The sequence below is a fragment of the Xanthomonas citri pv. mangiferaeindicae genome (genome assembly GCA_002240395.1).
Classification (GTDB): domain Bacteria; phylum Pseudomonadota; class Gammaproteobacteria; order Xanthomonadales; family Xanthomonadaceae; genus Luteimonas; species Luteimonas citri_A.
The window spans coordinates 2,600,926-2,623,467 of record CP016836.1; the positions used below are offsets into that span (position 1 = coordinate 2,600,926).

Below are 22,542 nucleotides of genomic sequence, written 5' to 3' on the forward strand. Positions count from 1 at the left end.
TGCTGAAGATCGCAGTATCACGAGCCCCTCTCCCCTCGCGGGAGAGGGGTTGGGGAGAGGGGATGAATCAACGCGCATTCGCCAGACAGCTCCGCCGCAACATGACCGACGCCGAGCAACTGCTCTGGTATCACCTTAGCGCCCACCGCTTTGAAGGAGAGAAGTTCCGACGGCAGCAGCCCATCGGCCCCTATATCGTCGACTTCGTGCATTTCGGTGCGCGTGTGATCGTCGAGGCGGATGGAGGTCAGCATCTTGATTCATCACGCGACGTTGCACGCGATGCTTGGCTGAAGCAGCAGGCTTCCGCGTGCTGCGTTTCTGGAATGACGACATCCTGCAGCGCACGGATGCGGTGCTCGAAGCGATTTGGAATGCGTTGCGGGAAGCCCCCCTCTCCCCCCACCCCTCTCCCGCAAGGGGAGCGGGGAGACAAGCAGACGCCAGCTCGTCCGATGAGGAGAGCCGGAACAATACAGAGCGAGTGAACACCATGACCTATGCCCTGCAACTCCGTATCCCCGCCACCTACATGCGTGGCGGCACGTCCAAAGGCGTGTTCTTCCGGCTCGAGGATCTGCCGGCCGTGGCGCAGGTGCCGGGCGCGGCGCGCGATGCGCTGCTGATGCGGGTGATCGGGTCGCCCGACCCCTATGCCAAGCACACCGACGGCATGGGCGGCGCAACGTCGTCGACCAGCAAGTGCGTGATCATTTCAAAGTCCACGCAGCCCGATCACGACGTCGACTACCTCTATGGCCAGGTGGCGATCGACAGCGCGTTCGTCGACTGGAGCGGCAACTGCGGCAACCTGAGTACGGCGGTCGGCCCGTTCGCGATCGCCAACGGCTTCGTCGATCCTGCGCGCATCCCCGAAGACGGCACCGTCGCGGTGCGTGTGTGGCAGGCCAACATCGGCAAGACGATCGTGGTCCACGTGCCGATCGCCGGCGGCCAGGTGCAGGAGACCGGCGATTTCGAACTCGACGGGGTGACCTTCCCGGCGGCCGAGATCGTGCTGGAGTTCGTCGATCCCGCCGACGAGGGCGAAGGGGAGGGCGGGGCGATGTTCCCGACCGGCCACCTCGTCGACGATCTCGAGGTCCCGGGCATTGGCACGCTGCGCGCGACGATGATCAATGCCGGCATCCCGACGATCTTCATCGACGCCGCCGCGATCGGCTACACCGGCAGCGAGTTGCAGGATGCGATCAACGGCGACGCGAAAGCGCTGGCGATGTTCGAAACGATCCGCGCGCACGGTGCGCTGCGCATGGGACTCATTGGCGATCTCGCCGAGGCGTCCAAGCGCCAGCACACGCCCAAGGTCGCGTTCGTGGCGCCGCCGCACGATCACGTGGTGTCGAGCGGGAAGGCGATCGCTGCGGGCGACATCGACCTACTGGTGCGCGCGCTGTCGATGGGCAAGCTGCATCACGCGATGATGGGCACGGCGGCCGTCGCGATCGCCACGGCCGCCGCGATTCCCGGCACGCTGGTCAGCGACGCGGCCGGCGGTGGCGCGCGCACCTCGGTGCGCTTCGGGCACCCGTCGGGCACCCTGCGGGTCGGCGCCGAAGCGGTGCAGGTCGACGGCCGCTGGACCGTAGCCCGGGCGATCATGTCGCGCTCGGCGCGGGTGTTGATGGACGGTGCGGTCCGCGTGCCTGCCGACGCGCTGCCCGGCTGACACCGGGCAGCGCCATGGCCGGGGGCTTAGAGAATGCCCTCGGCCGCCATGGCCGCGCGCACGCCCGGATCGGCCAGCATCCGCGCATCAAAAGCGTGCAGATGGTCCAGGCCGCCCAGGTCCAGCTTCAGGCGCTTGGCCCATTGCAGGGTCACGAACAGATAGGGGTCGGCGATCGAGCGCTCGCCAGCGAGGAAGTCGCGGCCGTCGAGCTGCGCGTCGAGGCGTTCATAGAGACCGCGGATCTTCTGCATGGCCTGCTTGCGCGTGCGATCGATGGCGTCGGGATCTTCGAGGTACTTGGTGCTGCCAAACAGCGGATGGAAGGCAGGATGCAGGTCGGCATTGAGCAGCCCGAGCCAGCGATTGACTTCGGCCCGGCCCTCGGGCGTCCCGTCCCCGCCCAGCTTGGCTTGCGGAAAGCGATCGGCCAGGTAGTTCAGGATTGCCGCGTTCTGGGTCAGTACCCAGTCGCCATCGACCAGCACCGGGACCGCGCCGGCGGGATTGAGCGCCAGGAAAGGTGGCGCCTTCATCAAAGTCGCGTCGACGACGCGCACGTCGAACGGGGTGCCGATCCAGCGCAGCGCAATATGGTCGGCCAGCGAACAGGCGCCGGGTTTGGTGTAGAGCGTGAGCATGCAGCCTCCGGACTCGGGACGGGCGGCCATCATGCGCCCGGCGCGATCGGCGTCAAATCTCAGCCGCGGGCGGTCGTCGCCGTGGGGGCCGCGGGCTGGGGACGCAACGGCTGCACGCGCAGGAACGTGTGGTCGCCGATCGTCGCGACCGGCGGCGCATGGCGCCAGGCGGGGGCGGCGATGCCGTGGGCCATGAAGTGACTTGCGCCGGGCACGATCTCGCGGCGCTCGGCGCGCGGCAGCGACCAGTTGCGCTCCGAGGCCAGGGCCACGTTGACCGCCCGGGTCCACGCATTGGTGTTCGCCAGCCGGGTCTGGGGCGACAGGATGGTCGGTGCGAACTGCTTGCGCGCGGTGACCACCTCGCACATCGAGTCGCCCCACAGCCCGCTTTCCTGCCGGCGCAATGCGACTTCAGCGACGGCTTCCTGTCCGCGGACCGACTGGTCGCGGGCTTCGAGATAGACCGTCGTGCTCAGACAGAGCGAATCGGCGGCCGGCGGTGGCAGCACGGAGGCCAGCCACATCACCCATTCCAGTTTCATCGTTGACTCCTTGCTCCGTTGCGCCGTGTCGCGCTGCGCGATGCCGGGTCAGGCAGGCGCGGCGACGACGTCGGCATGGCGTCTTGGGGAGGGCGGCGACTCTATGGCGCTTTCGCCCGGGCTCCGAGCCGCGGGATCGCAGCTGGGCCGGTGTTCCGCCAAAGGCGGGCGGAACGATGTGGCGGCACGGTATCGGTGGTTTTTCGAATCGAACGTGAATGCGCGGCACTGGTGCCGACGGTCGATCTGTGGCTGGAAACGGCCAAAATGGGCTCGTATTCAGTCCGAGGCGGGATCGCCAGCGGGATCGCGTAGCCCTTCGCTTTATGAATATCCGTTCATTTTTATTGCGATGGCGCGGTGCAGGGAGGGCCCACATTCAGTCCGGCACATGGGCACACCTATTTTCCGCAACGACCTGCGGTGCAACTGCCAGCGTCCGCCAAGAGGCGGTGCCGAGGGGCATGCGGCGCCATCGCGCAGGTGCGTTATAGGCGCGCCGCCAGCGCGCTGGCCTGGGCGATCGCGCGCTTGGCGTCGAGTTCGGCGGCCACGTCCGCGCCGCCGACCAGATGCACGACACGGCCGGCCGCCTGCAATGCGTCCAGCAGGTCCCGTCGCGGCTCCTGGCCCGCGCACACCACCACGTGATCGACCGGCAGCAGCTGTTCGCTGTCGTCCACCCGGATGCGCAGGCCCGCGTCGTCGACGCCCAAGTACGCGACCCCGCCCAGCATCTGGACGCCCTTGGCCTTCAGCATGCTGCGGTGGATCCAGCCGGTGGTCTTGCCGAGCCGAGCGCCCGGGCGTCCGGGACTGCGCTGCAGCAGCCAGACCTCGCGCGCCGGCGGCGACGGTGTGGCCGGGACCAGGCCGCCCGGACTTTCGAAACTCGGGTCCACGCCCCATTCGCGCATCCACGCCGCCGGATCGAGACTGGGTGACGGGCCGTCGCCCTCGGCCAGGAATTCGCCAACATCGAAGCCGATGCCGCCGGCGCCGATGATCGCCACCCGCGCGCCCGGCACGACCCGACCCTCGAGCACATCGACATAGCCGACCACCTTGGGATGGTCGTGTCCGGGGATGTCGATCGCGCGCGGACGTACGCCGGTCGCGAGCACGACGACATCGAAGCCGGCGAGGTCGTCCGCCGTCACCGGGGTCGAGAGCCGCACCTCGACCCCGGTCTCGGCGATGCGCTGGCCGAAGTAGCGCAGCGTCTCGTTGAATTCCTCCTTGCCGGGAATGCGCCGCGCCAGGTTGAACTGGCCGCCGATCGCGTCGGCCGCGTCGAACAGCACCACGCGATGGCCGCGCTGGGCGGCGACCGTGGCACACGCCAGCCCGGCCGGGCCGGCGCCGACCACCGCGATGCGCAGCGGCGCGGCCGCCGGGAAGTAATTGAGCTCGGTCTCCGCGCACGCCCGCGGATTGACCAAGCAGCTCGCGGTGCGGTTCGCGAACACGTGGTCGAGACATGCTTGGTTGCAGGCGATGCAGGTATTGATGCGTGCGGGCGTGCCGGCGCGCGCCTTGGCGACCCAGTGCGGATCGGCCAGCAGCGGCCGCGCCATCGACACCATGTCCGCGCCACCGGCCGCGAGCACGCGCTCGGCGACGTCGGGCATGTTGATGCGGTTGGTCGCGACCAACGGCAGCTTCACATGCGGGCGCAACTTGGCGGTCACCCCGGCGAAGGCCGCGCGCGGGACCGAAGTGGCGATCGTCGGCACCCGTGCCTCGTGCCAACCGATCCCGGTGTTGAGCAGCGTTGCCCCGGCAGCCTCGATCGCGCGGGCCTGCTGCACGATCTCGTCCCAGCCCGAGCCGCCTGGCACCAGCTCAAGCATCGACAGGCGGTAGATCAGGATGAAGTCGTGCCCGGCGGCCTCGCGCACGCGGCGCACGATCTCGGTCGCAAAGCGCATGCGTTGCAGCACATCGCCGCCCCAGCGGTCCTGGCGACGATTGGTGCGCGCACTGAGGAACTGATTGATCAGGTAACCCTCGCTGCCCATGATCTCGACGCCGTCGTAGCCGGCCTCGCGCGCGAGCTTGGCGGCGTGGGCGTAGGCGTCGATCGTGCGTTCGACCCCGCGTGCGCCGAGCGCCCGGGGTGTGAACGGATTGATCGGGGCTTTCAGACGGCTCGGCGCGACCTGCAGCGGGTGATAGGCATAGCGGCCGGCATGCAGCAACTGCAGGCAGATCTTCGCGTCATGGGCGTGCACCGCGTCGGTGACCGGGCGATGGCGCCGCGTCTCCCATCGCCACGACAGCTTGCCGCCGAACGGCTTGAGCCAGCCGGCGATGTCGGGCGAAAAGCCACCGGTGACGATCAGCGCCACACCGCCTTCCGCACGCTCGGCGAAGTAACGCGCCAACTTCGGGAAGTCGGCGGCGCGATCCTCCAGCCCGGTGTGCATCGAGCCCATCAGCACCCGGTTGCGCAGCGTCGTGAAGCCGAGGTCGAGCGGGGCGAGCAGGTGCGGATAGGGCGTGGGGTCGACGGGCTGGCCCATGACTGGCGACATGACCTGGATACGCTGGCGTATGGATGCCGCAGGGTGCCGTGACCGGCGCCGCGGCGCAAGCGCCGCGGTTTCTCAGGTGCAGGCCGGGCGAGGCTGGCCGGTCCCCAGCGCCCGGGGCTGGGCGTCGACGATCGCGATCAGCGCCAGCCGGCGACGGCGACCTTGCCGATGGTCGCGCCGGACTCGAGCAGCCGGTGCGCTTCGCGCAGGGTGTCGGCACCGATCGGCGAGAGCGTGCGACCGAGCGTGCCGCGCAGTTGCCCGGCGTCGACGAGCGCGGCGACGCGCGCCAGGATGCGCCCGTGCGCATCCATGTCGGCAGTGCGGAAGCGCGGCCGCGCGAACATGAATTCCCAATGGATGCCGATGCACTTGGCCTTATAGGGATCGCCGATCTTCAGCGCGCCGGCCGGTTCGACGATCAGGCCGACATGCCCCTGCGGCGCGAGCACCTCGCCCAACGCGTCCCAGTAGCGATCGGTGTCGGCGAGATTGAGCGCCGCGTCGACCTGCGTGTAGCCGAGCGTCTGCAACTGCGGCGCCAGCGGCTGGCGGTGATCGATGACATGGTCGGCGCCGAGGTCCCGGCACCACGCGATGCTGTCTTCGCGCGAGGCAGTGGCGATCACGGTGAAACCGGCCAGCTTGGCCAACTGGATCGCGATCGATCCCACGCCGCCGGCGCCGGCGATCACCAGCAGCGTCCTGCCGGCGCCGCCGTCCTCGAAGGCGTAGGGCATGCGTTCGAACAGCAGTTCCCAGGCGGTGATTGCGGTCAGCGGCAGGGCGGCCGCCTGGGCGAAGTCCAGCGTGTCGGGCTTGCGCGCGACCAGCCGCGCATCGACCAGTTGGAACTGCGCATTGCTGCCGGGTCGGGTGACATCGCCGGCGTAGTAGACCGCGTCGCCGATCGAAAACCCGCTCACCTGATCACCGACCGCGTCGACCACGCCGGCAGCGTCGTAGCCGAGCACGCGATGCGGTGCGCCCTCGGGCAACGGCGCGCGACGCAGCTTGGTGTCGACCGGATTGACCCCGACCGCCTCGATGCGCACGCGCAGGTCGTGCGGGCCGGGCGCTGGAATGTCGAGCTCGAGTTCGACCAGCGCGTGCGGATCATCGATCGGCAGCGGGCGGGTGGTGGCGATGGCTTTCATGCGGGACTCTCCTGATCGGGGGTGGGGACTGGCGCCGGGCTGCGCTCGGCGAACTGCCCGTTCCAGTAAGGGTAGTAGGGATAGGGCGTCGGCACCGCGCTCGCGGCATCCAGCTGCGCCATGTGCACCGGGTCCAGCGTCCAGCCGGCCGCGCCGAGGTTCTCGCGCAACTGCGCCTCGTTGCGCGCGCCCAGCAGCACCGTCGAGACCCCGGGACGCTGCAGCAGCCAGTTCAGCGCGATTTGCGGCACGCTGTGGCCGGTGTCGGCGGCGACCTCGTCGAGCGCGTCGACGATCCGGTACAGCCGCGCGTCGTCGATCGGCGGGGCGAAGGCGGCAGTCGCGTGCAGCCGACTGGTCGTCGGTAGCGGCTGGCCGCGACGGATCCGGCCGGTCAGCCGACCCCACGCCAGCGGACTCCACACCACTGCGCCGACGCCCTGGTCGAGGCCGAGCGGCATCAGCTCCCATTCGTAGTCGCGACCGGCCAGCGAGTAGTACGCCTGGTGCGCGACATAGCGTGTCAGTCCGTCGCGGTCGGCGATCGCCAGCGCCTTCATCAGCTGCCAGCCCGCGTGGTTGGACGCGCCGAGGTAGCGCACCTTGCCGGCGCGGACCAGGCCGTCGAGCGTCGACAGCGTTTCCTCCAGCGGCGTCATCGCATCGAAGGCGTGCAACTGCAGCAGGTCGATGTAGTCGGTATCGAGTCGGCGCAGGGCAGTGTCGACGGCGTCGAGCAGGTGCGTGCGCGAGGCGCCGACCGCGTTGGCATCCGCGCCCACTCGCAGGCCGACCTTGGTCGACAGCAGCACCCGGTCGCGGCGGCCGCGGATCGCCGCGCCGAGGATCGTCTCCGATGCGCCATCGGAATAGGCATCGGCGGTATCGAAGAAACCAGCGCCGGCGTCGAGGCACAGGTCGACAAGGCGACGCGCCTGTACCGCATCGGTGTCGCCCCAGGCGCCGAACAGCGGGCCGCGCCCGCCGAAGGTGCCGACGCCGAAGCCGAGCACGGGAACGCGCAGGCCGGAGCGGCCGAGAAAGCGGGTGTCCATGGGAATGTCCGTGGCAGAGATGAGGAAGGGCGATGCCGCAAAGCATCAGCAGGGCTGGATGGCGGCCGGGCGTGCGCGGCGGAGCGCGAGCGCCGACACGGCGACACCGGCCAGCGTGATCAGCGCCCCGGCCGTGCCCAACCGCTCCAGGCCGCCGCCATGGCCGACGACGAGGCCCCGAGCCAGGCGCCTGCCGCATTGCCGAGGTTGAACGCGCCGATGTTGAGGCTCGAGGCCAGGTTGCGGCCGTCGTCGCCGGCGCGCTGCAGCACCCAGGCCTGCAGCGGCGCGACGGTCGCGAATGCGGCGACGCCGAGCAGGCCGGTGGCGATCACCATCGCCGGCGCCTGGTGCATTGCCGCGCCGAGCAGTGCGAGCACGGCGGCGAGCGCGAGCAGCGTCGCCGGAATTGCGGCCATCGGTGCGCGATCGGCGAACCGGCCGCCGAGCAGGTTGCCGGCGATCATGCCGACCCCGAATACCAGCAGCACCGGCGAGACCGCACGATCGGGCAAGCCGCTCACCTGCACCAGCACCGGCTGGATGAAGGTGTAGACCGTGAATACGCCGGCATACCCCAGCGTCGTCGTCAGCAGGCCGAGCACGACCGGCGGCCGTGATACCGCTGCGAGCGCACGACGGACGCTGCCGGCCGCGCCGGTCGCGCGGTCGGTCGGCACCAGCGCCGCGATCACGAGGGTCGCCAGCGCCCCGATCGCGGCCACCGCCCAGAACGTGGCGCGCCATCCCGCGTGCAAGCCCAGCCACGCGCCGGCCGGCACACCGAGCAGGGTGGCGACGGTCAGACCGGTGAACATCACCGAGATCGCGCGGGCGCGCCGCTCGGCAGGTACCAGACCTGCGGCGACCACCGCGCCGACGCCGAAGAAGGTGCCATGGGCGAGCGAGGTGATCACGCGCGCGGCCATCAGCCAGCCGTAGTCGGGCGCCAGCGCGCAGGCCAGGTTGCCGAGCGTGAACACCGCCATCAGGCCGACCAGCACCGCCTTGCGCGGCAGCCGGTCAGTCGCGAGCGTGAGCAGCGGTGCGCCGACGAACACCCCCAGCGCATAACCGGAGATCAGCAGTCCAGCCGCGGGCAGGCTCACCTGCAGATCGGCCGCGACCTGGCGCAGCAGGCCCATGATCACGAACTCGGTGGTGCCGATGCCGAATGCGCCTGCGGTCAGTGCATACAGGGCCGCTGGCGTGCGGGAGGAGGGAGCGGAGGAGCGGGGCATGGTCGCGATCGGTGCGGGAGGGCGGCCATTCTCGAAAGCGGCGATCCGGAGGAACAGGTTTAGGATCGACAAATACTTTCAACCGGATATTGAAGATCGATGACGCGGCTCGATGACATCGCCCTGTTCCTGCGCGTGCTCGATCTGGGCTCGATCAGTGCTGCCGCGCGCGCTCTGGACCTGTCGCCGGCCGTGGCCAGCCAACGCCTGAAGCGCCTGGAGAGCGCGCTGGGCGTGCGGCTGCTGCATCGGACCACGCGCCGGCTGCATCCCACTGCCGAGGGCCGCGCGCTGGCCTTGGGTGGGCGCGCGCTGGTCGACGATCTCGACAGCCTCGCCGCGGGTCTGCGCGAGAGCGGCGGGCGCGGGATTGCGGGCACGTTGCGGGTGACGATGTCGGCCTCGTTCGGGCGCCAGCACGTCTCGCCGCTGCTGCCGCGGTTCTTGGCCCGGCATCCCGCGCTGCGGCTGAGCGTGCACATGAGCGACCAATTGGTCGATCTGGTCCGGGAGGGCTTCGACCTGGCGATCCGGATCGGCGAACTGGACGACTCGCGCCTGGTCGCACGTCCGATTGCCGCCAACGAGCGCGTGCTCGTCGCCTCGCCGCACTATCTGCATCGGCGCGGTCACCCGCGCGTGCCGGCCGACCTGGCCGATCACGCGTGCCTGCTGCTGGTCGGCAGCCGCGGGCGCCAGGACCACTGGCCATTGCTCGACCGCAATGGCGTCCGCACCGAGGTCGCGGTGTCGGGGCGCATGGAAAGCACGCTGGGCGAGATCCTGCGCGACGCCGCGCTCGCAGGCGAGGGCATCGCGATGCATTCGGTGTGGCATGTCGCCGACGATCTGCGTGCGGGGCGTCTGGTCCGCGTGCTGCCGGAATACGCCCCGCCGACGACCGGCATCCATGCGGTCATGCCCGAGCGTCGGCTGGTGCCGCCGCGCACCCGCGCCTTCGTGGATTTCCTGGTCGAGGCCCTGGGCCGCTCGCCGCCCTGGGCGGCTGCCGCGGAATACGCCGCGGCGCTGGATAGCAGTAAGCGTTAAGCGCGTCTTGACGCCACGACGACGTCGAATCCAGACAATGCGCGCCGTTGGGAGTTCCCGCCATAGCCCAAGGCTGGATGAACGGTAAGGCGTCGTTCTGTTGGAATCTTTCAACCGTTAGCTTAGTGTTAACGACGCCTTCACACAGCTGACTTTAGGCTATGTCCAAGGCGTGTGCGTTTGACGCCTCAAACCGATGCCATGACGCATTCCCCCTAGAACAGGAGCTGATACAACATGAATAAGAAACTCCTCTGCGCCGCGCTGCTCGGCGGCCTCGGCTTGGTGCAGGCCGCCAATGCCCAGGAGTTCGACGACCGCTGGTATCTGACCGGCTCCGTCGGCTACAACTTCCAGGCCGAAGATCGCCGCACCGACGACACCCCGTTCGGCACCATCGGTTTCGGTCGTTTCATCAGCCCGAACTGGTCGATCGACGGTGAGCTGAACTATCAGAACCCCGGTTTCGACAGCAGCGTCGAGGGTGCGAACCCCGACCTGAACTGGAGCCAGTACGGCGCCTCGATCGATTTCCGCTACCACTTCATCTCCGAAGGCCGTGGCTGGAACCCCTACCTGCTCGCAGGTGTCGGCTACCAGCGTTCGGAAGAAGAGTTCAACGCGTTCCCGAGCCCGAACTCGCCTGGCGAGCGTAAGGACGGCAACTTCGCTGCCAAGGTCGGTGCCGGTCTGCAGACCACCTTCGACAAGCGCGTCGCCGTGCGCGCCGAAATCGCCTACCGCGCTGATTTCGACGACAGCAGCATCGCCGCCAACGGTTCGCGTGACTGGGCCGGCTACCCGCACAACGCCAACGAGAGCTACTTCGGCGACGTGCTGGCCTCGGTCGGTGTCGTGGTGCCGCTCGGCCCGCCGCCGGCGCCTCCGGCTCCCCCGGCTCCGCCGCCGCCGCCGCCGGCTCCCGCCCCGGCTCCGCCGCCGCCGGCTCCGATCACCATCGATCTGAACGGTGTGAACTTCGACTTCGATCGTTCGACGCTGCGTCCTGACGCGGTGGCGATCCTGAACGAGGCCGTCGAGATCCTGCGTCGCTACCCCGAACTGCGCGTCGAGGTTGCAGGCCACACCGACTCTAAGGGTACGGACGCCTACAACCAGCGCCTGTCGGAGCGCCGTGCGAAGGCCGTGTACGACTTCCTGACCAGCAACGGCATCACTGCCGATCGCCTGGTCGGTCCGGTCGGCTACGGCGAGAGCCGTCCGATTGCGCCGAACACCAACCCGGATGGTTCGGACAATCCGGAAGGTCGCGCACGCAACCGTCGCACCGAGCTGAACGTCCAGAACTAATTCTGGCGCCAGCGAAGCAACACGAAGAAGCCCGGCTGATGCCGGGCTTCTTTTTTTTGTCTTCTTTACGACCGAGGAATGGCAAGCCGATCGCGCGCCACTGTTGCGCGATCTCGTGTATTGCGGGCCGCCGACCCAGTCCTCGAAGGCGAAATGGACGACCGGTGCGGCTCGCATCCATGCGCCGAGCGTTTCGATCGAGTGCACAGACGTCCCGACCTCGCGGCGCGATCGCCGCAGCCGGGAGCCGACACTCACCGAAGTGAATGCGAGAGAGCAGAATTTCCCTTGTCGGCCGGTAACTTGGCGCATACACTTCAGGCCAATTCGACTCCGGGACTCTTTGCCATGCGCGCTATCGTGTTGACGACCCTGCTGGCCCTTCCGCTTGCCGGCCAGGCGGCAGACTGCGCCGATACGCGCGCTGCGCGCCCGCTGCAGGCCACCGCACTGATGCCGCTGTCACCGGAACTGGCGGCGCCCAGCTATCGGCTCGGGACCACCGCCGTGCTGTCCCGCGCTTATGACGATGCGCAGTCCGTCGATCAGGTGCTGCTGCGCATGGAGATCGAGCGCTGCCAGAACGTCGCGATGGCCGCCGCAGCGGCGGGCGTGGTGCAGCCTGGCGATCCGGCGGCCTACGTCAAGCAGACCGAGTTCGACAACACGCCGTATCGGTTCAACATGACCCAAGGCGGCAAGCGCATGACCGCCGATGACTTCGACGCCTGGCTCAAGGCCAATGGCTACAGCGTCGGGCGTCGCGTGGACCCCAACGCACCGGTCGAAGCGGCGGCCGCCCCGGCAACCCCGACGCCGACCGAGTGAGTGTCGTTCTCCCCGACGCGTCGATGACGACGGCCCGCGTGAGCGGGCCGTTCGTCCATGTGGTCGCAGGGCGATGAGCAGCAGACCATCGCGCGGCCCCGCTCCGCCTCGTTACGGGATTGCGCGCATCCTGTCCAAGCGCGGCCTGTGCTCGCGCAGTGAGGCCGAGCGCTGGGTACGCGACGGGCGGGTCCGCATTGGCGGGCGTGTGGTCCGAGATCCCGAGTATCCGGTCGCACTCGACGAGGCGCGCATCGTCATCGATGGCGTGACCATGTCCGGTGCTGTGCACCGCTATCTGATGCTCAACAAGCCGCGGGGCCTGGTGACGACTGCCCACGACGAGCGCGGGCGCGACACCGTCTACCGGTGCTTCGACGGTGCGCAGTTGGGATGGATCGCGCCGGTTGGGCGGCTCGACAAGGCCAGCGAGGGCTTGCTGCTGTTCACCAGCGACCCCGCCTGGGCGGCGGCGATCGCCGACCCCGAGCGCGGCCCCAGCAAGACCTATCACGTGCAGATCGATACACGGCCCGACGCCGCGCTGCTCGCCGGCCTGCATGCCGGCATCGAGGACGCCGGCCAGCATCTGCGTGCCGCCTCCGCCCGGGTACTGCGCGAGGGGGGGCGCAATGCGTGGCTGGAGATCGTGCTCGACGAAGGCCGCAACCGGCAGATCCGCCGGCTGCTGGCCGCGCACGAGGTCGGCGTGCTGCGGCTGGTGCGTGTTGCGATCGGGCGCGTGGGTCTGGGCGAACTGGCCAAGGGCGCGTGGCGCGAACTCGCGCCCCACGAAATCGAACGTCTGGCGCCGCGCCCGACGCCGGCCGTCAAGCCGGCCTAGCGCCGAGGGGGCGCCACGCGCGACGGCTCAGGCTGGCAACACGCCCAGTTCGCGGCCGATGCGGGTGAACGCGTCGATCGCCTGGTCCAGATGCTCACGCGTGTGTGCGGCGCTGATCTGGGTGCGGATCCGGGCCTGGTCCTTGGGGACCACCGGGAAGAAGAATCCGATCGCGTAGATCCCTTCCTCGAGCAGGCGCTCGGCGAAGCGCTGCGCCAGCTTGGCGTCGTAAAGCATGACCGGGCTGATCGGGTGGGTGCCGGGGCGCACGTCGAAGCCGGCCGCAGTCATTCGCTCGCGGAAGTAGCGGGTGTTCTCGACCAGCCGTTCGCGCAATTCACCGGCCGCATCCAGCATCTCGAAGGCCTTGACGCCGGCGGCAACCACGTGCGGCGGCAGCGAGTTGGAGAACAGGTAGGGACGCGAGCGCTGGCGCAGCAGTTCGATGACTTCGGCCTTGGCGGTCGTGAAGCCGCCCAGCGCGCCCCCCATCGCCTTGCCGAGCGTGCCGGTGATGATGTCGATCTTCTCCAGCACGCCCTTGACCTCGGCCGAGCCGCGACCGGTGGCGCCGAGGAAGCCGGTCGCATGACACTCGTCGATGTGCACCAGCGCGTCGTACTTGTGCGCCAGGGCGGTGATCTCGTCGAGCGGCGCGATGAAGCCGTCCATCGAGAACACGCCGTCGGTGGTGATCAGGATCGTCTTCGCGCCGTCGGCGCGCGCCTGCTTGAGTTGCGCTTCGAGGTCAGCCATGTCGCAGTTGGCGTAGCGATAGCGCTTGGCCTTGCACAGCCGCACGCCGTCGATGATCGACGCGTGGTTGAGCGCGTCACTGATGATCGCGTCGTCCTCGCCGAGCAGCGGCTCGAAGAGCCCGCCATTGGCGTCGAAACAGGCGGCGTAGAGAATCGTGTCCTGCTTGCCGAAGAAGTCGGCGATCGTCGTCTCGAGCTGTTTGTGCAGGTCCTGCGTGCCGCAGATGAAGCGCACCGAGGCCATGCCGAAGCCATGGGTGTCGAGCGCGTCCTTGGCGGCGGCGATGATATCCGGGTGATCGGCCAGGCCCAGGTAGTTGTTGGCGCAGAAGTTCAGCACCGTGCGCCCGTCGGCCAGCGTGATCTGCGCGGACTGCGGGCCGGTGATCACGCGCTCGGATTTGAACAGGCCGGCGTCGCGGATCTCGTCGAGGGTGGCGGCGTAGCGGTCGGTCAGGGACATCGGGCGATCCGGAAGAGACGATGCGCGCAGTTTACCCGGCAGGCGCGTGCGCGCCGCCTGGGTGCGCCGTGCACCACGCGTCCCAGGCCGTCTGCAAGGCAGCGATATCGCTCGGCAGCCCATGGGCCGCGCCGGTGTCGGCAAGCCAGGATTCGAAATCCGCGCCCGCCGCGATCGCCTCGCTGATGGTGCCGAGGATGTGAGGCTGGCGGCTGGTCTGCTCGAGGAAATCGGCAAACAGCATCGACTGTGCGTAGAACAGGCCGGCGGCGAGCGCGCCGTCGCCGGACATCGTCATCACCTGAATGCCGGACTGGGTCTGGACGCCGCTCGATTGCATCAACGCTTGCCGTTGCGCAACGACCGGGTGGGGCTGTGCCAGAAACTGCGCGAGTGGCAGGATGGCCGGTGACGCTGTCCGCAGAGCGGCGAAGAAGCTGTGCTCGTACTGCGCACGGGCTGCCTCTCCTTCCATGCGCACAGCGGCCGCTTCATCGAGCCAGTCCGGTGCGGGCGTGCCGTACTGGCCGTCGACGGACTCGGCATCGGGCCAGTAGGCGGCGCGGTACTGCGCGTGACCGAGCTCGTGGCGCAGGGTATTCAAATGCTGCGCTTGTAGATGGCCCAGGACCTTGGCAACGCGGTTTGCATCGGGATTCGGATCGGTGCGGCGCATCACCGCCTCGACCTGGGCCCGCTTGTCGGCCGGGGACAGCCAGACCTGCCAGAATCCAAGGCTGTGATCACGGGCGAAGCGTTTGGCCTGGTCACCTTCGAACGTGCTGCTGAGCACCAGCATGCCGGGCGGCAGCGCACGTCCGAATGCGGCGATGAATTGCGTGACAGCGCCTTCGATCGCCTCCGCCGCCATCTGCGCGTCAGCCTGGGTGTCGGCGTAGGCAAGTCCATGCGCGGTGGCCAGGCACACCGGTGCGGGCGGTGCGACAACCTCAGGGCAGATCGGCATGTCGGCGGCGAAGGTGGCGGGGGCAATGAGTGCGAGCGCCGATGCCGCGAAAAGCCGGGCGCACGTGTGTCCATGCCGCATGTACCAGCTCCTGTGGGTTGTCGATTCCAGCGAGCCTGCAACGGGTCGACGATCGCCGAACGTGCCGGACGTCATCCGGCCGCTGTGCGCCCGGACTTGCCGGGCGCGCGCCTCAGGCGCCGATCAAGTCCAGTTGAGGACGACCTTGCCCGACTTGCCCGATTCCATCAGGTCGAAGCCCTTCTGGAACTCGTCGACCGGCAACTGGTGGCTGAGCACCTTGCCCAGCGGGAAGCCCGACAGCACCAGTTGGGTCATCTTGTACCAGGTCTCGTACATCTTCCGGCCGTAGATCCCCTGGACGGTCAGGCCCTTGAAGATGATCCGGTCCCAATCGATGCCCGCGCCCTTGGGCAGCAGGCCGAGCAGGGCGACCTTGCCGCCGTGGTACATGCAATCGAGCATGTCGTTGAACGCGCGCGGGTTGCCGCTCATCTCCAGGCCGACGTCGAAGCCCTCCATGTGCAGGTCGGCCATGACATCCTTGAGCGAGGTGTTGCTGACGTTCACCACGCGCGTGGCGCCCATGTCGGCGGCCAGCTTGAGGCGGTAGTCGTTGACGTCGGTCACCACGACGTTGCGCGCGCCGATGTGCTTGCAGATGCCCGCGGCCATCACCCCGATCGGGCCGGCGCCGGTGATCAGCACGTCCTCGCCCACGACGTCGAACTCCAGTGCGCAGTGCGCGGCGTTGCCGTAGGGGTCGAAGAATGCCGCCAGCTCGGACGGGATCTGGTCGGGGATCGGCCACAGGTTGGTGGCCGGCATCGCGATGTACTCGGCGAACGCGCCATCGCGGGTCACGCCGATGCCGACGGTGTTCGGGCACAGGTGCGGCTTGCCGGCGCGGCAGTTGCGGCAGTGGCCGCAGACCAGGTGGCCCTCGGCTGACACGCGCTGGCCCACCGTGTAGCCGGTCACCGCCGACCCCAGTTCGACGATGCGGCCCACGAACTCGTGGCCGATGACCAGGCCGGGCTTGATGGTGCGCTGGCTCCACTCGTCCCACAGGTAGATGTGCAGGTCGGTGCCGCAGATTGCGGTCTTCTCGAGCTTGATGAGCACGTCGTTCGGGCCCGGGGTCGGCACCGGCACCTCTTCCATCCAGATGCCTTTGGTGGCTTCGCGCTTGACCAGCGCCTTCATCGTCCGGGTCATCGTCGTCGTGCCTGCTGGCAGAAAAGAGCCGCGATTATACGGGCCGGACGATGACCGCCCCTGCTGCAGCGCATCGTCGCCGGGGTCGGCATCGGAGCCGGCGGCCGGGGCCTGGGGTTGGCCCCGCGGCGGTGCCACGTTCTAGACTTGGCGCCCCGAAACGACCGACAGGACCACCATGCGCCATCCGCTTCTGGCCGCGACGCTGCTGGGCGTCTTCCTCAGCTGCAGTCATTCGTCCGTCGCCGGAGAGGGGATGTGGGTCCCGCAACAACTGCCCGAGATCTCGCCGGCGCTGCGCAAGGCGGGCCTGCGGCTCGATGCCAACCGACTGGCGGACCTGACCGGCGACCCGCTGGGAGCGGTGGTGTCGCTGGGCGGCTGCACGGCCAGTTTCGTTTCGCCGCAGGGGCTGGCGATCACCAATCACCACTGCGCCTATGGCGCGATCCAGCTCAATTCCACGCCCGAGAAGAACCTGATGCGCGACGGCTTCAACGCCGCAGCGCTGGGCGACGAGATCTCGGCCGGCCCCAACGCCCGCATCTACGCGCTCGACAGCATCCAGGACGTCACCGCCGAGGTGCGGGCGGCGATCGATGCAGCCGCCGACGGGCTGGGCCGGACCACGGCGTTGGATGCGATCGAGAAGTCGCTGGTTGCGCGCTGCGAGGCCGAGCCCGGCTACCGCTGCCGGCTCTACAGCTTTCTGGGCGGCAACAGCTACCGGTTGTTCCGCAATCTGGAAATCCGCGACGTGCGGCTGGTCTACGCGCCGGCCGGCGGCATCGGCAGCTTCGGCGGTGATGTCGACAACTGGATGTGGCCGCGCCATACCGGCGACTTCGCGTTCTACCGCGCCTACGTCGGTCGCGACGGGCGCCCGGCCGAGTACGCGCCCGACAACGTGCCCTACACCCCGCGGCGTTTCCTGCGCCTGGCCGACAAGTCGCTGCGCGAGGGCGATTTCGTGATGGTGGCCGGCTATCCGGGGCGCACCAGCCGATATGCATCGGCCGGCGAGTTCGCCGAGACCGTCGCCTGGCGCTATCCGCAGGTCAGTCGCCATTACCGTGCGCTGATCGATCTGGTCGAAGCGCAGGGCAAGCAGGACCCCGAGATCGAAGTGCGCTATGCCAGCGCGGTGCGCGGTTGGCAGAACACGCTGAAGAACTACGAGGGGCAGCTGCAGGGCTTCGAGCGCATCGGTGCGCTCGCCCGCAAGCAGCAGGAGGCCGCCGCAGTGCAGGCCTGGTTGCAGGGCCAAGGGGAAGCAGGGCAGCCGGCGCTCGAGGCGCAGGCGCGCATCGCTGCGCTCGAGGCCCAGGCGCAGGCCACCCGCGAGCGCGACCTGGTGCTGTCGCTGCTCGACAACAGCGGCGTGCTGTCCACCGCGGTGCGCCTGTACCGGCTGGCGATCGAGAAGGAACGGCCCGACGCAATGCGCGAGCAGGGTTACCAGCAGCGCGATCTGCCGGTGATCGAGGGCAGCCTGCGACAGATGGACCGGCGCTATGTGCCGGCGATGGACCGCGCGCTGACCCGCTACGCCTTGCAGCAATACGTGCAGTTGCCGGCAGGCCAGCGAGTCGCGGCGATCGACCAGTTCCTGGGCGGCCGCGACGCGGCGGCGATCGAGCGCGCGCTCGACCGGCTCGCGCGCAGCCGCCTGGGCGACAGCGAGGAGCGCCTGAAGTGGTTCGCCGCCGACCGCCATGCCTTCCTGCGCAGCAACGATCCGGCGCTGCAGTACGCGGCCGGGGTGGTGCCGGAGCTCGTGCGGATCGAACAGGAGGCCAAGGCGCGCGCCGGCGACCTGCTGGTGCTGCAGCCAACCGTGCTGCAGGCGGTCGCCGACTATCGCGCCAGTCGCGGCGAGGCGGTCTATCCGGATGCCAATTCCTCACTGCGCATCACCTTCGGTAACGTCGTCGGTTACACCGACCGTGCGGGTCGGACGCAGACACCGTTTACCCGGCTCGAGGAGATTCCCGCCAAGGCGACGGGGACCGAGCCGTTCGATGCGCCCAAGGCGCAGCTCGACGCGATCGCCGCCGGCCGCCAAGGGGGCCTGGCCGACCGGCGCCTGCGTTCGGTACCGGTGAATTTCCTGGCCGACCTCGATGTGACCGGCGGCAATTCCGGCTCACCGGTTCTCGATGCCGACGGCCGCCTGACCGGACTGCTGTTCGACATGACGTGGGACGCGGTGGTATCGAACTGGGTGTTCGACCCGACGATGACGCGGACGATCTCGGTCGACCAGCGCTACATCCGCTGGGTGATGCAGGAGGTCGATCCGGCGCCGCGGTTGCTCCGGGAAATGGGCGCGGCGCGCTGAGCGCGGGCCTCACGACGTCGGGTGGTCCGCTGGCCTCCTGCGCGGTGGACCGAACCGGCGACGCTGACCGCCTGCGCTGGCGTCTTTCCTCGGATGCGGGCGCGTGTGTCAGCACGCGACCGGTGACGCACCTGTACGCGCTCCACGGGAACCAACGATGCGACCGTCTTCGACCATCCCCGTCAAAGCCTTCACCCGCTGGCACCAGTGGTCGACGCCGCTGGGCATCGTGCTGGCATCGACGGGCTTCATCGGCATCGTGTTCGGGTTGAACCAGCCGCTGTTGGCGATCGGGGTGGCGATCGTCGCGCTCGTGGGCCCCCCGTTGATCGCCTTTCAGGGCTTTCCCACCCGCGACGACGTGCGGATCGAGCCGGACGGCCTCGTCTTCGCGCGACGCGAAGCCGTGCGCTTCGCTGAGATTGTCCAGTGGGGCACCGACGATTACTTGAAGCTGGTCCGACGCGGCGCGCCCACCGTCCTGGTGAGCGCGCTCGACGGGCCAGGGCGGGATCGTCTGCTCGGGGAGTTCCAGGCCGCGTTCGGGCCTGGCAGGCGCGTCGACCCGTGGCCGAACGCCGCGCCGTGCTCACCCATTTCTACGGCGGCGCGCGGGGCCGGCTGGTGGGGCTGCTGATCCTGGCGCTCGGGATCACCTGCGTGGTGATGGCGTTGCGGTTGCGCGAACCGAGCGTCGCACTCGCCTTCATCGGCGGCCTGGGCGGTCTGTTCGGCTTGGTCATGATGCTCGGAAGACGGGGCTGAGCACTGCGCGTCGCCGCGGGTTGCGGCACGATCGCCTGCGCATTCCAAGTGTCGGGCGTGCGCGTGGCGCCCGCCTCGGCAGGTAGACTGTCGCGCCGCGCCCAGCCGTGCAGGCGCGCCGCATTGTCGAGGACCGCGCATGAGAATCCTGCTTGCCCGCCATGGCGAAACGCCGTGGAACGCCGAAGGCCGCTACCAGGGGCAGGAAGATATCCCGCTCTCGCCGGTCGGCGAGCGCCAGGCGACCTTGCTCGGTGCGCGGCTGGCGGACGTGCGCATCGACCGGGCGGTCAGTTCGCCGTTGGCGCGTGCGAACCACACCGCACGTCTGGCCCTGGGCGTGGATCGCGCCTCCCTGCTGACCACCGATCCCGGCCTGGCCGAGATCGCGCATGGCACCTGGGAAGGCCTGCTTGCGGCTGAGATCGGCGAGCGCGACCCCGAGCGTCTGGCAGCGTGGCGCGACGCCCCCGACACGGTGCAGATGCCGGGCGGCGAATCGCTGCAGCAAGTGCTTGATCGTGCGTGGCCGGCGTTCGCACGCGCGCTCGCGGGCCTGGGCCCGGACGACACGGCGCTGATCGTCGCGCATGACGCAGTCAACCGGGTGATCCTGTGCCGCGTGCTCGGCCTGCCGCTCGCGCGTCTGTGGACCTTCCGTCAGGCGCCGACCACGCTCAATCTGCTCGAGGGCCCCGATGTCGATCGTCTCGACGTCGTCCGTCTGAACGACTGCGCGCACCACACCGCGTTCTTCGGCGAGGCGGTCCACCGCGCGCTATGACCGCATCCGCATCGCTCGCCGACTGGCTGGCGCGCCTCGAAGCGCGGCATCCGGTCGAGGTGGACCTGGGGCTGGAGCGCGTTGCTGCGGTCCATGCGCGACTCGACTGTGGCCCGCCGGCCGCCCGTGTCATCACCGTGGCCGGAACCAACGGCAAGGGCTCGACGGTCGCCTTGATCGAGGCCTCGGCGCGTGCGGCCGGCTGGCGCGTGGGCGCCTACACCTCGCCGCATCTGCTGGCCTACAACGAGCGCGTGCGCATCGACGGCGCCGATGCCGACGATGCCGCGCTGGTGGCGGCGTTCGAGGCGATCGAGGCCGTGCGCGGCGACACGCCGTTGACCTATTTCGAGACCGGCACGCTGGCCGCGCTGTGGCTGTTCGCGCGCGCGGGGCTGGACCTGGCGATTCTCGAAGTCGGGCTCGGCGGTCGCTTGGATGCGGTCAACCTGGTCGATGCCGATGTCGCGGTGGTCACCACGGTGGATCTCGATCACCAGGATTGGCTGGGCAACGACCGCGAGGCGATCGGTCTGGAAAAAGCCGGCATCGCGCGCCCGTGGCGGCCGCTGATACTCGGCGACGACGATCCGCCGGCAAGCGTGCTGCGGCATGCCTACCGGATCGGCGCGGTCGCAATCCGCGCCGGCAGCGATTTCCTGTTCGCACCTGCGGGCGAAGGGCGCTGGATCTGGCGCGAGGTCGGCTATGAAGTCGAACTGCCGCTGCCCGCCCTGGCCGCGCCTGTGCAGCTGCGCAACGCCGCCGTCGCGGTGGCGGCCCTGCGTGCGCTCAACGTTGATGTGCCCGATACCGCGCTCGCGGCGGGGATTGCCGGCGCGCACGTCGCCGCGCGCTTGCAACGGTTCGAGCAGGGTGGGGTCGAGCTCGTCGTCGACGTGGCGCACAACCCACAGGCCGCCCAGGCGCTGGCGCAGTGGTTGGGGGCCGCGCCCGCGCAAGGCCGGACGTGGGCGGTCTATGCCGCATTGGCCGACAAGGATGCGACGGGCGTCGTCGCGGCGCTGGCGGCTGCGGTCGACGGCTGGTGGCTGGCAGGGCTAGCCGACGCCGGTGCGCGTAGCCAATCGGCTGAGGCGCTGCGCGCGCGGCTGGCAGGCACCGCTGCCGAGCAGGCCCCGGTGGCGGCCGACGTGGGCGGCGCGCTGGCGGCGGCGCTGGCGCAAGCGCGCCCGGGCGACCGGGTCCTGGTGTTCGGCTCTTTCCACACCGCCGCCGCTGCGCTCGCGCGGTTGCAGGGCCCGGGTTAAGGCCCCGACGGCGCCGGTGCGTATAATCGCCGCGTTCCCTCCGCCTGCGCCCTCTGCATGACGCCTGGACTCAAACAGCGCCTGATCGGTGCCGCCGTGTTGATCGCGCTGGCGGTGATCTTCCTGCCGATGCTGGTCAAAGGCCCGGCGCCCGCGAGCGGCCTGCCCGACATGCCGCTCGAGCTGCCGGACGCGCCGGACGGGCAGTACAAGACCGTCGACTTGCCGCTGGTCGCGCCGTCGCCGGCCCCGGCAGGCGGTGTGCTCGCCGAAGGCGCCCCGCGCACGCCCGCCGCGCCGGCAACGGTCGCTGCGCCGAGCGCAGGCGACGCGCTGCCGACGGTGGAGACCGGCGCGCAGAACGAACCGCTGCCGCCGACCACCGCCGGTGGCGGCTACGCCGTGCATTACGGTGCGTTCGCCAGCGAGGCCGATGCCGAGGCGATCCTGCGTCAGCTCCGCCAGTCGTCGCTGACCGGCTATCGCGAAGCGTTCACGCTCAACGGTCGGCCGGCGCAGCGCGTGCGGCTGGGGCCCTACGCGAGCCGTGCCGAGGCCGAGATCGTGCGGTTGCGCGCGGCCCAGGTGCGCGACGACGTCAACCCGCGCGTGGTCGCGCTCGACGCCACCGCTACGGCGCCTGCGCAGACGCAGCCGCCTGCATCGGCGCCGACACCGCCGCCGGCCCGGCCCCAGCCTGCGACGCCGCCGGCCGAGCCCACGCGCACCGCGCAGACGCCGCCTCCGCCGACCAAGCCGGCGCCTGCCGCAACGCCTGCACCGGCCCCGGCGCGCACGGCCGATGTGGGCTTCGTGGTGCAGCTCGGCGCCTTCAGCCAGGCCGCCGAGGCCGAGCGGCTGCGCGATCGTCTGCGCAGCGCCGGCATCACCGCCTTCACCGACAGCGTCACCACCGACAAGGGGCGCCTGACCCGGGTCAAGGCCGGTCCGGTCACCAGCCGCGGCGAGGCCGATCAGCTCAAGGCGCAGGTGCGCGCCAAGGTGGGCATCGACGGCCTGGTGCGGTCGCACCCCTGAGGCCAGAGCCGAAACGG

The 22,542-nt window shown here is 69.5% G+C and carries 18 protein-coding genes and 2 pseudogenes; 10 read left to right on the top strand and 10 right to left on the bottom strand.

Annotated features, from left to right (window positions below; translation table 11 throughout):
* Window positions 1-17: 17 nt before the first annotated feature.
* Window positions 18-254 (bottom strand): hypothetical protein, encoded by a 237-nt coding sequence (locus BEN78_11285; protein ASR43870.1) that lies wholly within the window; start codon window positions 252-254, stop codon window positions 18-20.
* A gap of 239 nt (window positions 255-493) precedes the next feature.
* Between BEN78_11285 and BEN78_11290 the strand changes: the two genes are divergently transcribed.
* Window positions 494-1,690: a putative methylaconitate Delta-isomerase PrpF gene (locus BEN78_11290; protein ASR45092.1), complete on the top strand. Its 1,197-nt coding sequence runs from the start codon at window positions 494-496 to the stop codon at window positions 1,688-1,690.
* A gap of 26 nt (window positions 1,691-1,716) precedes the next feature.
* Here the strand turns inward: BEN78_11290 and BEN78_11295 are convergent, their stop codons facing one another.
* From BEN78_11295 to BEN78_11320, 6 genes and pseudogenes are all read right to left on the bottom strand, one after another.
* The gene (locus BEN78_11295; GenBank protein ID ASR45093.1) at window positions 1,717-2,331 is read right to left on the bottom strand and encodes a glutathione S-transferase; all 615 of its coding nucleotides are present in this window, start codon (window positions 2,329-2,331) and stop codon (window positions 1,717-1,719) included.
* 59 nt (window positions 2,332-2,390) lie between these two features.
* A complete protein-coding gene (locus BEN78_11300; GenBank protein ASR43871.1) occupies window positions 2,391-2,876 on the bottom strand; it encodes a cell wall hydrolase in 486 nt (161 codons plus the stop codon).
* 488 nt (window positions 2,877-3,364) lie between these two features.
* Window positions 3,365-5,413: an NADPH-dependent 2,4-dienoyl-CoA reductase gene (locus BEN78_11305; GenBank protein ID ASR43872.1), complete on the bottom strand. Its 2,049-nt coding sequence runs from the start codon at window positions 5,411-5,413 to the stop codon at window positions 3,365-3,367.
* 137 nt (window positions 5,414-5,550) lie between these two features.
* Window positions 5,551-6,570 carry an NADPH:quinone reductase gene (locus BEN78_11310; protein ID ASR43873.1) on the bottom strand — a complete coding sequence of 340 codons (1,020 nt, stop codon included), beginning with the start codon at window positions 6,568-6,570 and terminating at the stop codon, window positions 5,551-5,553.
* Window positions 6,567-7,625, bottom strand: coding sequence for an aldo/keto reductase (locus tag BEN78_11315; protein ID ASR43874.1), 1,059 nt, complete (start codon window positions 7,623-7,625; stop codon window positions 6,567-6,569). Before BEN78_11315 ends, BEN78_11310 begins: the two co-directional genes overlap by 4 nt.
* Before the next feature lie 45 nt (window positions 7,626-7,670).
* A pseudogene (locus BEN78_11320) lies at window positions 7,671-8,866 on the bottom strand (arabinose transporter permease).
* A gap of 99 nt (window positions 8,867-8,965) precedes the next feature.
* Here BEN78_11320 and BEN78_11325 point away from each other — a divergent pair.
* The 4 genes from BEN78_11325 (at window position 8,966) to BEN78_11340 (ending at window position 12,899) form a co-directional block, all read left to right on the top strand.
* Window positions 8,966-9,916 carry a LysR family transcriptional regulator gene (locus tag BEN78_11325; GenBank protein ASR43875.1) on the top strand — a complete coding sequence of 317 codons (951 nt, stop codon included), beginning with the start codon at window positions 8,966-8,968 and terminating at the stop codon, window positions 9,914-9,916.
* A 237-nt stretch (window positions 9,917-10,153) separates the two neighbouring features.
* Window positions 10,154-11,227 (top strand): hypothetical protein, encoded by a 1,074-nt coding sequence (locus BEN78_11330; protein ASR43876.1) that lies wholly within the window; start codon window positions 10,154-10,156, stop codon window positions 11,225-11,227.
* A 348-nt stretch (window positions 11,228-11,575) separates the two neighbouring features.
* The gene (locus BEN78_11335) at window positions 11,576-12,055 is read left to right on the top strand and encodes a hypothetical protein (GenBank protein ASR43877.1); all 480 of its coding nucleotides are present in this window, start codon (window positions 11,576-11,578) and stop codon (window positions 12,053-12,055) included.
* A 73-nt stretch (window positions 12,056-12,128) separates the two neighbouring features.
* Window positions 12,129-12,899 (top strand): pseudouridine synthase, encoded by a 771-nt coding sequence (locus BEN78_11340; protein ID ASR43878.1) that lies wholly within the window; start codon window positions 12,129-12,131, stop codon window positions 12,897-12,899.
* A gap of 27 nt (window positions 12,900-12,926) precedes the next feature.
* On the opposite strand, the gene BEN78_11345 is transcribed toward BEN78_11340, so the two are convergent.
* The 3 genes from BEN78_11345 to BEN78_11355 all read right to left on the bottom strand — a co-directional run bounded on the left by BEN78_11345 (window position 12,927) and on the right by BEN78_11355 (window position 16,314).
* Window positions 12,927-14,120, bottom strand: a complete 1,194-nt coding sequence (locus BEN78_11345; GenBank protein ASR43879.1) for a glycine C-acetyltransferase — start codon at window positions 14,118-14,120, stop codon at window positions 12,927-12,929.
* 31 nt (window positions 14,121-14,151) lie between these two features.
* A complete protein-coding gene (locus BEN78_11350; protein ID ASR43880.1) occupies window positions 14,152-15,168 on the bottom strand; it encodes a hypothetical protein in 1,017 nt (338 codons plus the stop codon).
* A 123-nt stretch (window positions 15,169-15,291) separates the two neighbouring features.
* Window positions 15,292-16,314 carry an L-threonine 3-dehydrogenase gene (locus tag BEN78_11355; protein ID ASR45094.1) on the bottom strand — a complete coding sequence of 341 codons (1,023 nt, stop codon included), beginning with the start codon at window positions 16,312-16,314 and terminating at the stop codon, window positions 15,292-15,294.
* A gap of 190 nt (window positions 16,315-16,504) precedes the next feature.
* On the opposite strand from BEN78_11355, the gene BEN78_11360 reads away from it, so the two are divergent.
* From BEN78_11360 to BEN78_11380, 5 genes and pseudogenes are all read left to right on the top strand, one after another.
* The gene (locus BEN78_11360; protein ASR43881.1) at window positions 16,505-18,667 is read left to right on the top strand and encodes a dipeptidyl-peptidase 7; all 2,163 of its coding nucleotides are present in this window, start codon (window positions 16,505-16,507) and stop codon (window positions 18,665-18,667) included.
* 157 nt (window positions 18,668-18,824) lie between these two features.
* Window positions 18,825-19,432 (top strand): annotated as a pseudogene (locus BEN78_11365) (hypothetical protein).
* Between the two features lie 139 nt (window positions 19,433-19,571).
* Window positions 19,572-20,216 carry a phosphoglycerate mutase gene (locus BEN78_11370; GenBank protein ID ASR43882.1) on the top strand — a complete coding sequence of 215 codons (645 nt, stop codon included), beginning with the start codon at window positions 19,572-19,574 and terminating at the stop codon, window positions 20,214-20,216.
* Window positions 20,213-21,487 (top strand): bifunctional folylpolyglutamate synthase/dihydrofolate synthase, encoded by a 1,275-nt coding sequence (locus BEN78_11375; GenBank protein ASR43883.1) that lies wholly within the window; start codon window positions 20,213-20,215, stop codon window positions 21,485-21,487. Before BEN78_11370 ends, BEN78_11375 begins: the two co-directional genes overlap by 4 nt.
* A 57-nt stretch (window positions 21,488-21,544) precedes the next feature.
* Window positions 21,545-22,525: a hypothetical protein gene (locus BEN78_11380; protein ID ASR43884.1), complete on the top strand. Its 981-nt coding sequence runs from the start codon at window positions 21,545-21,547 to the stop codon at window positions 22,523-22,525.
* Window positions 22,526-22,542 lie beyond the last annotated feature (17 nt).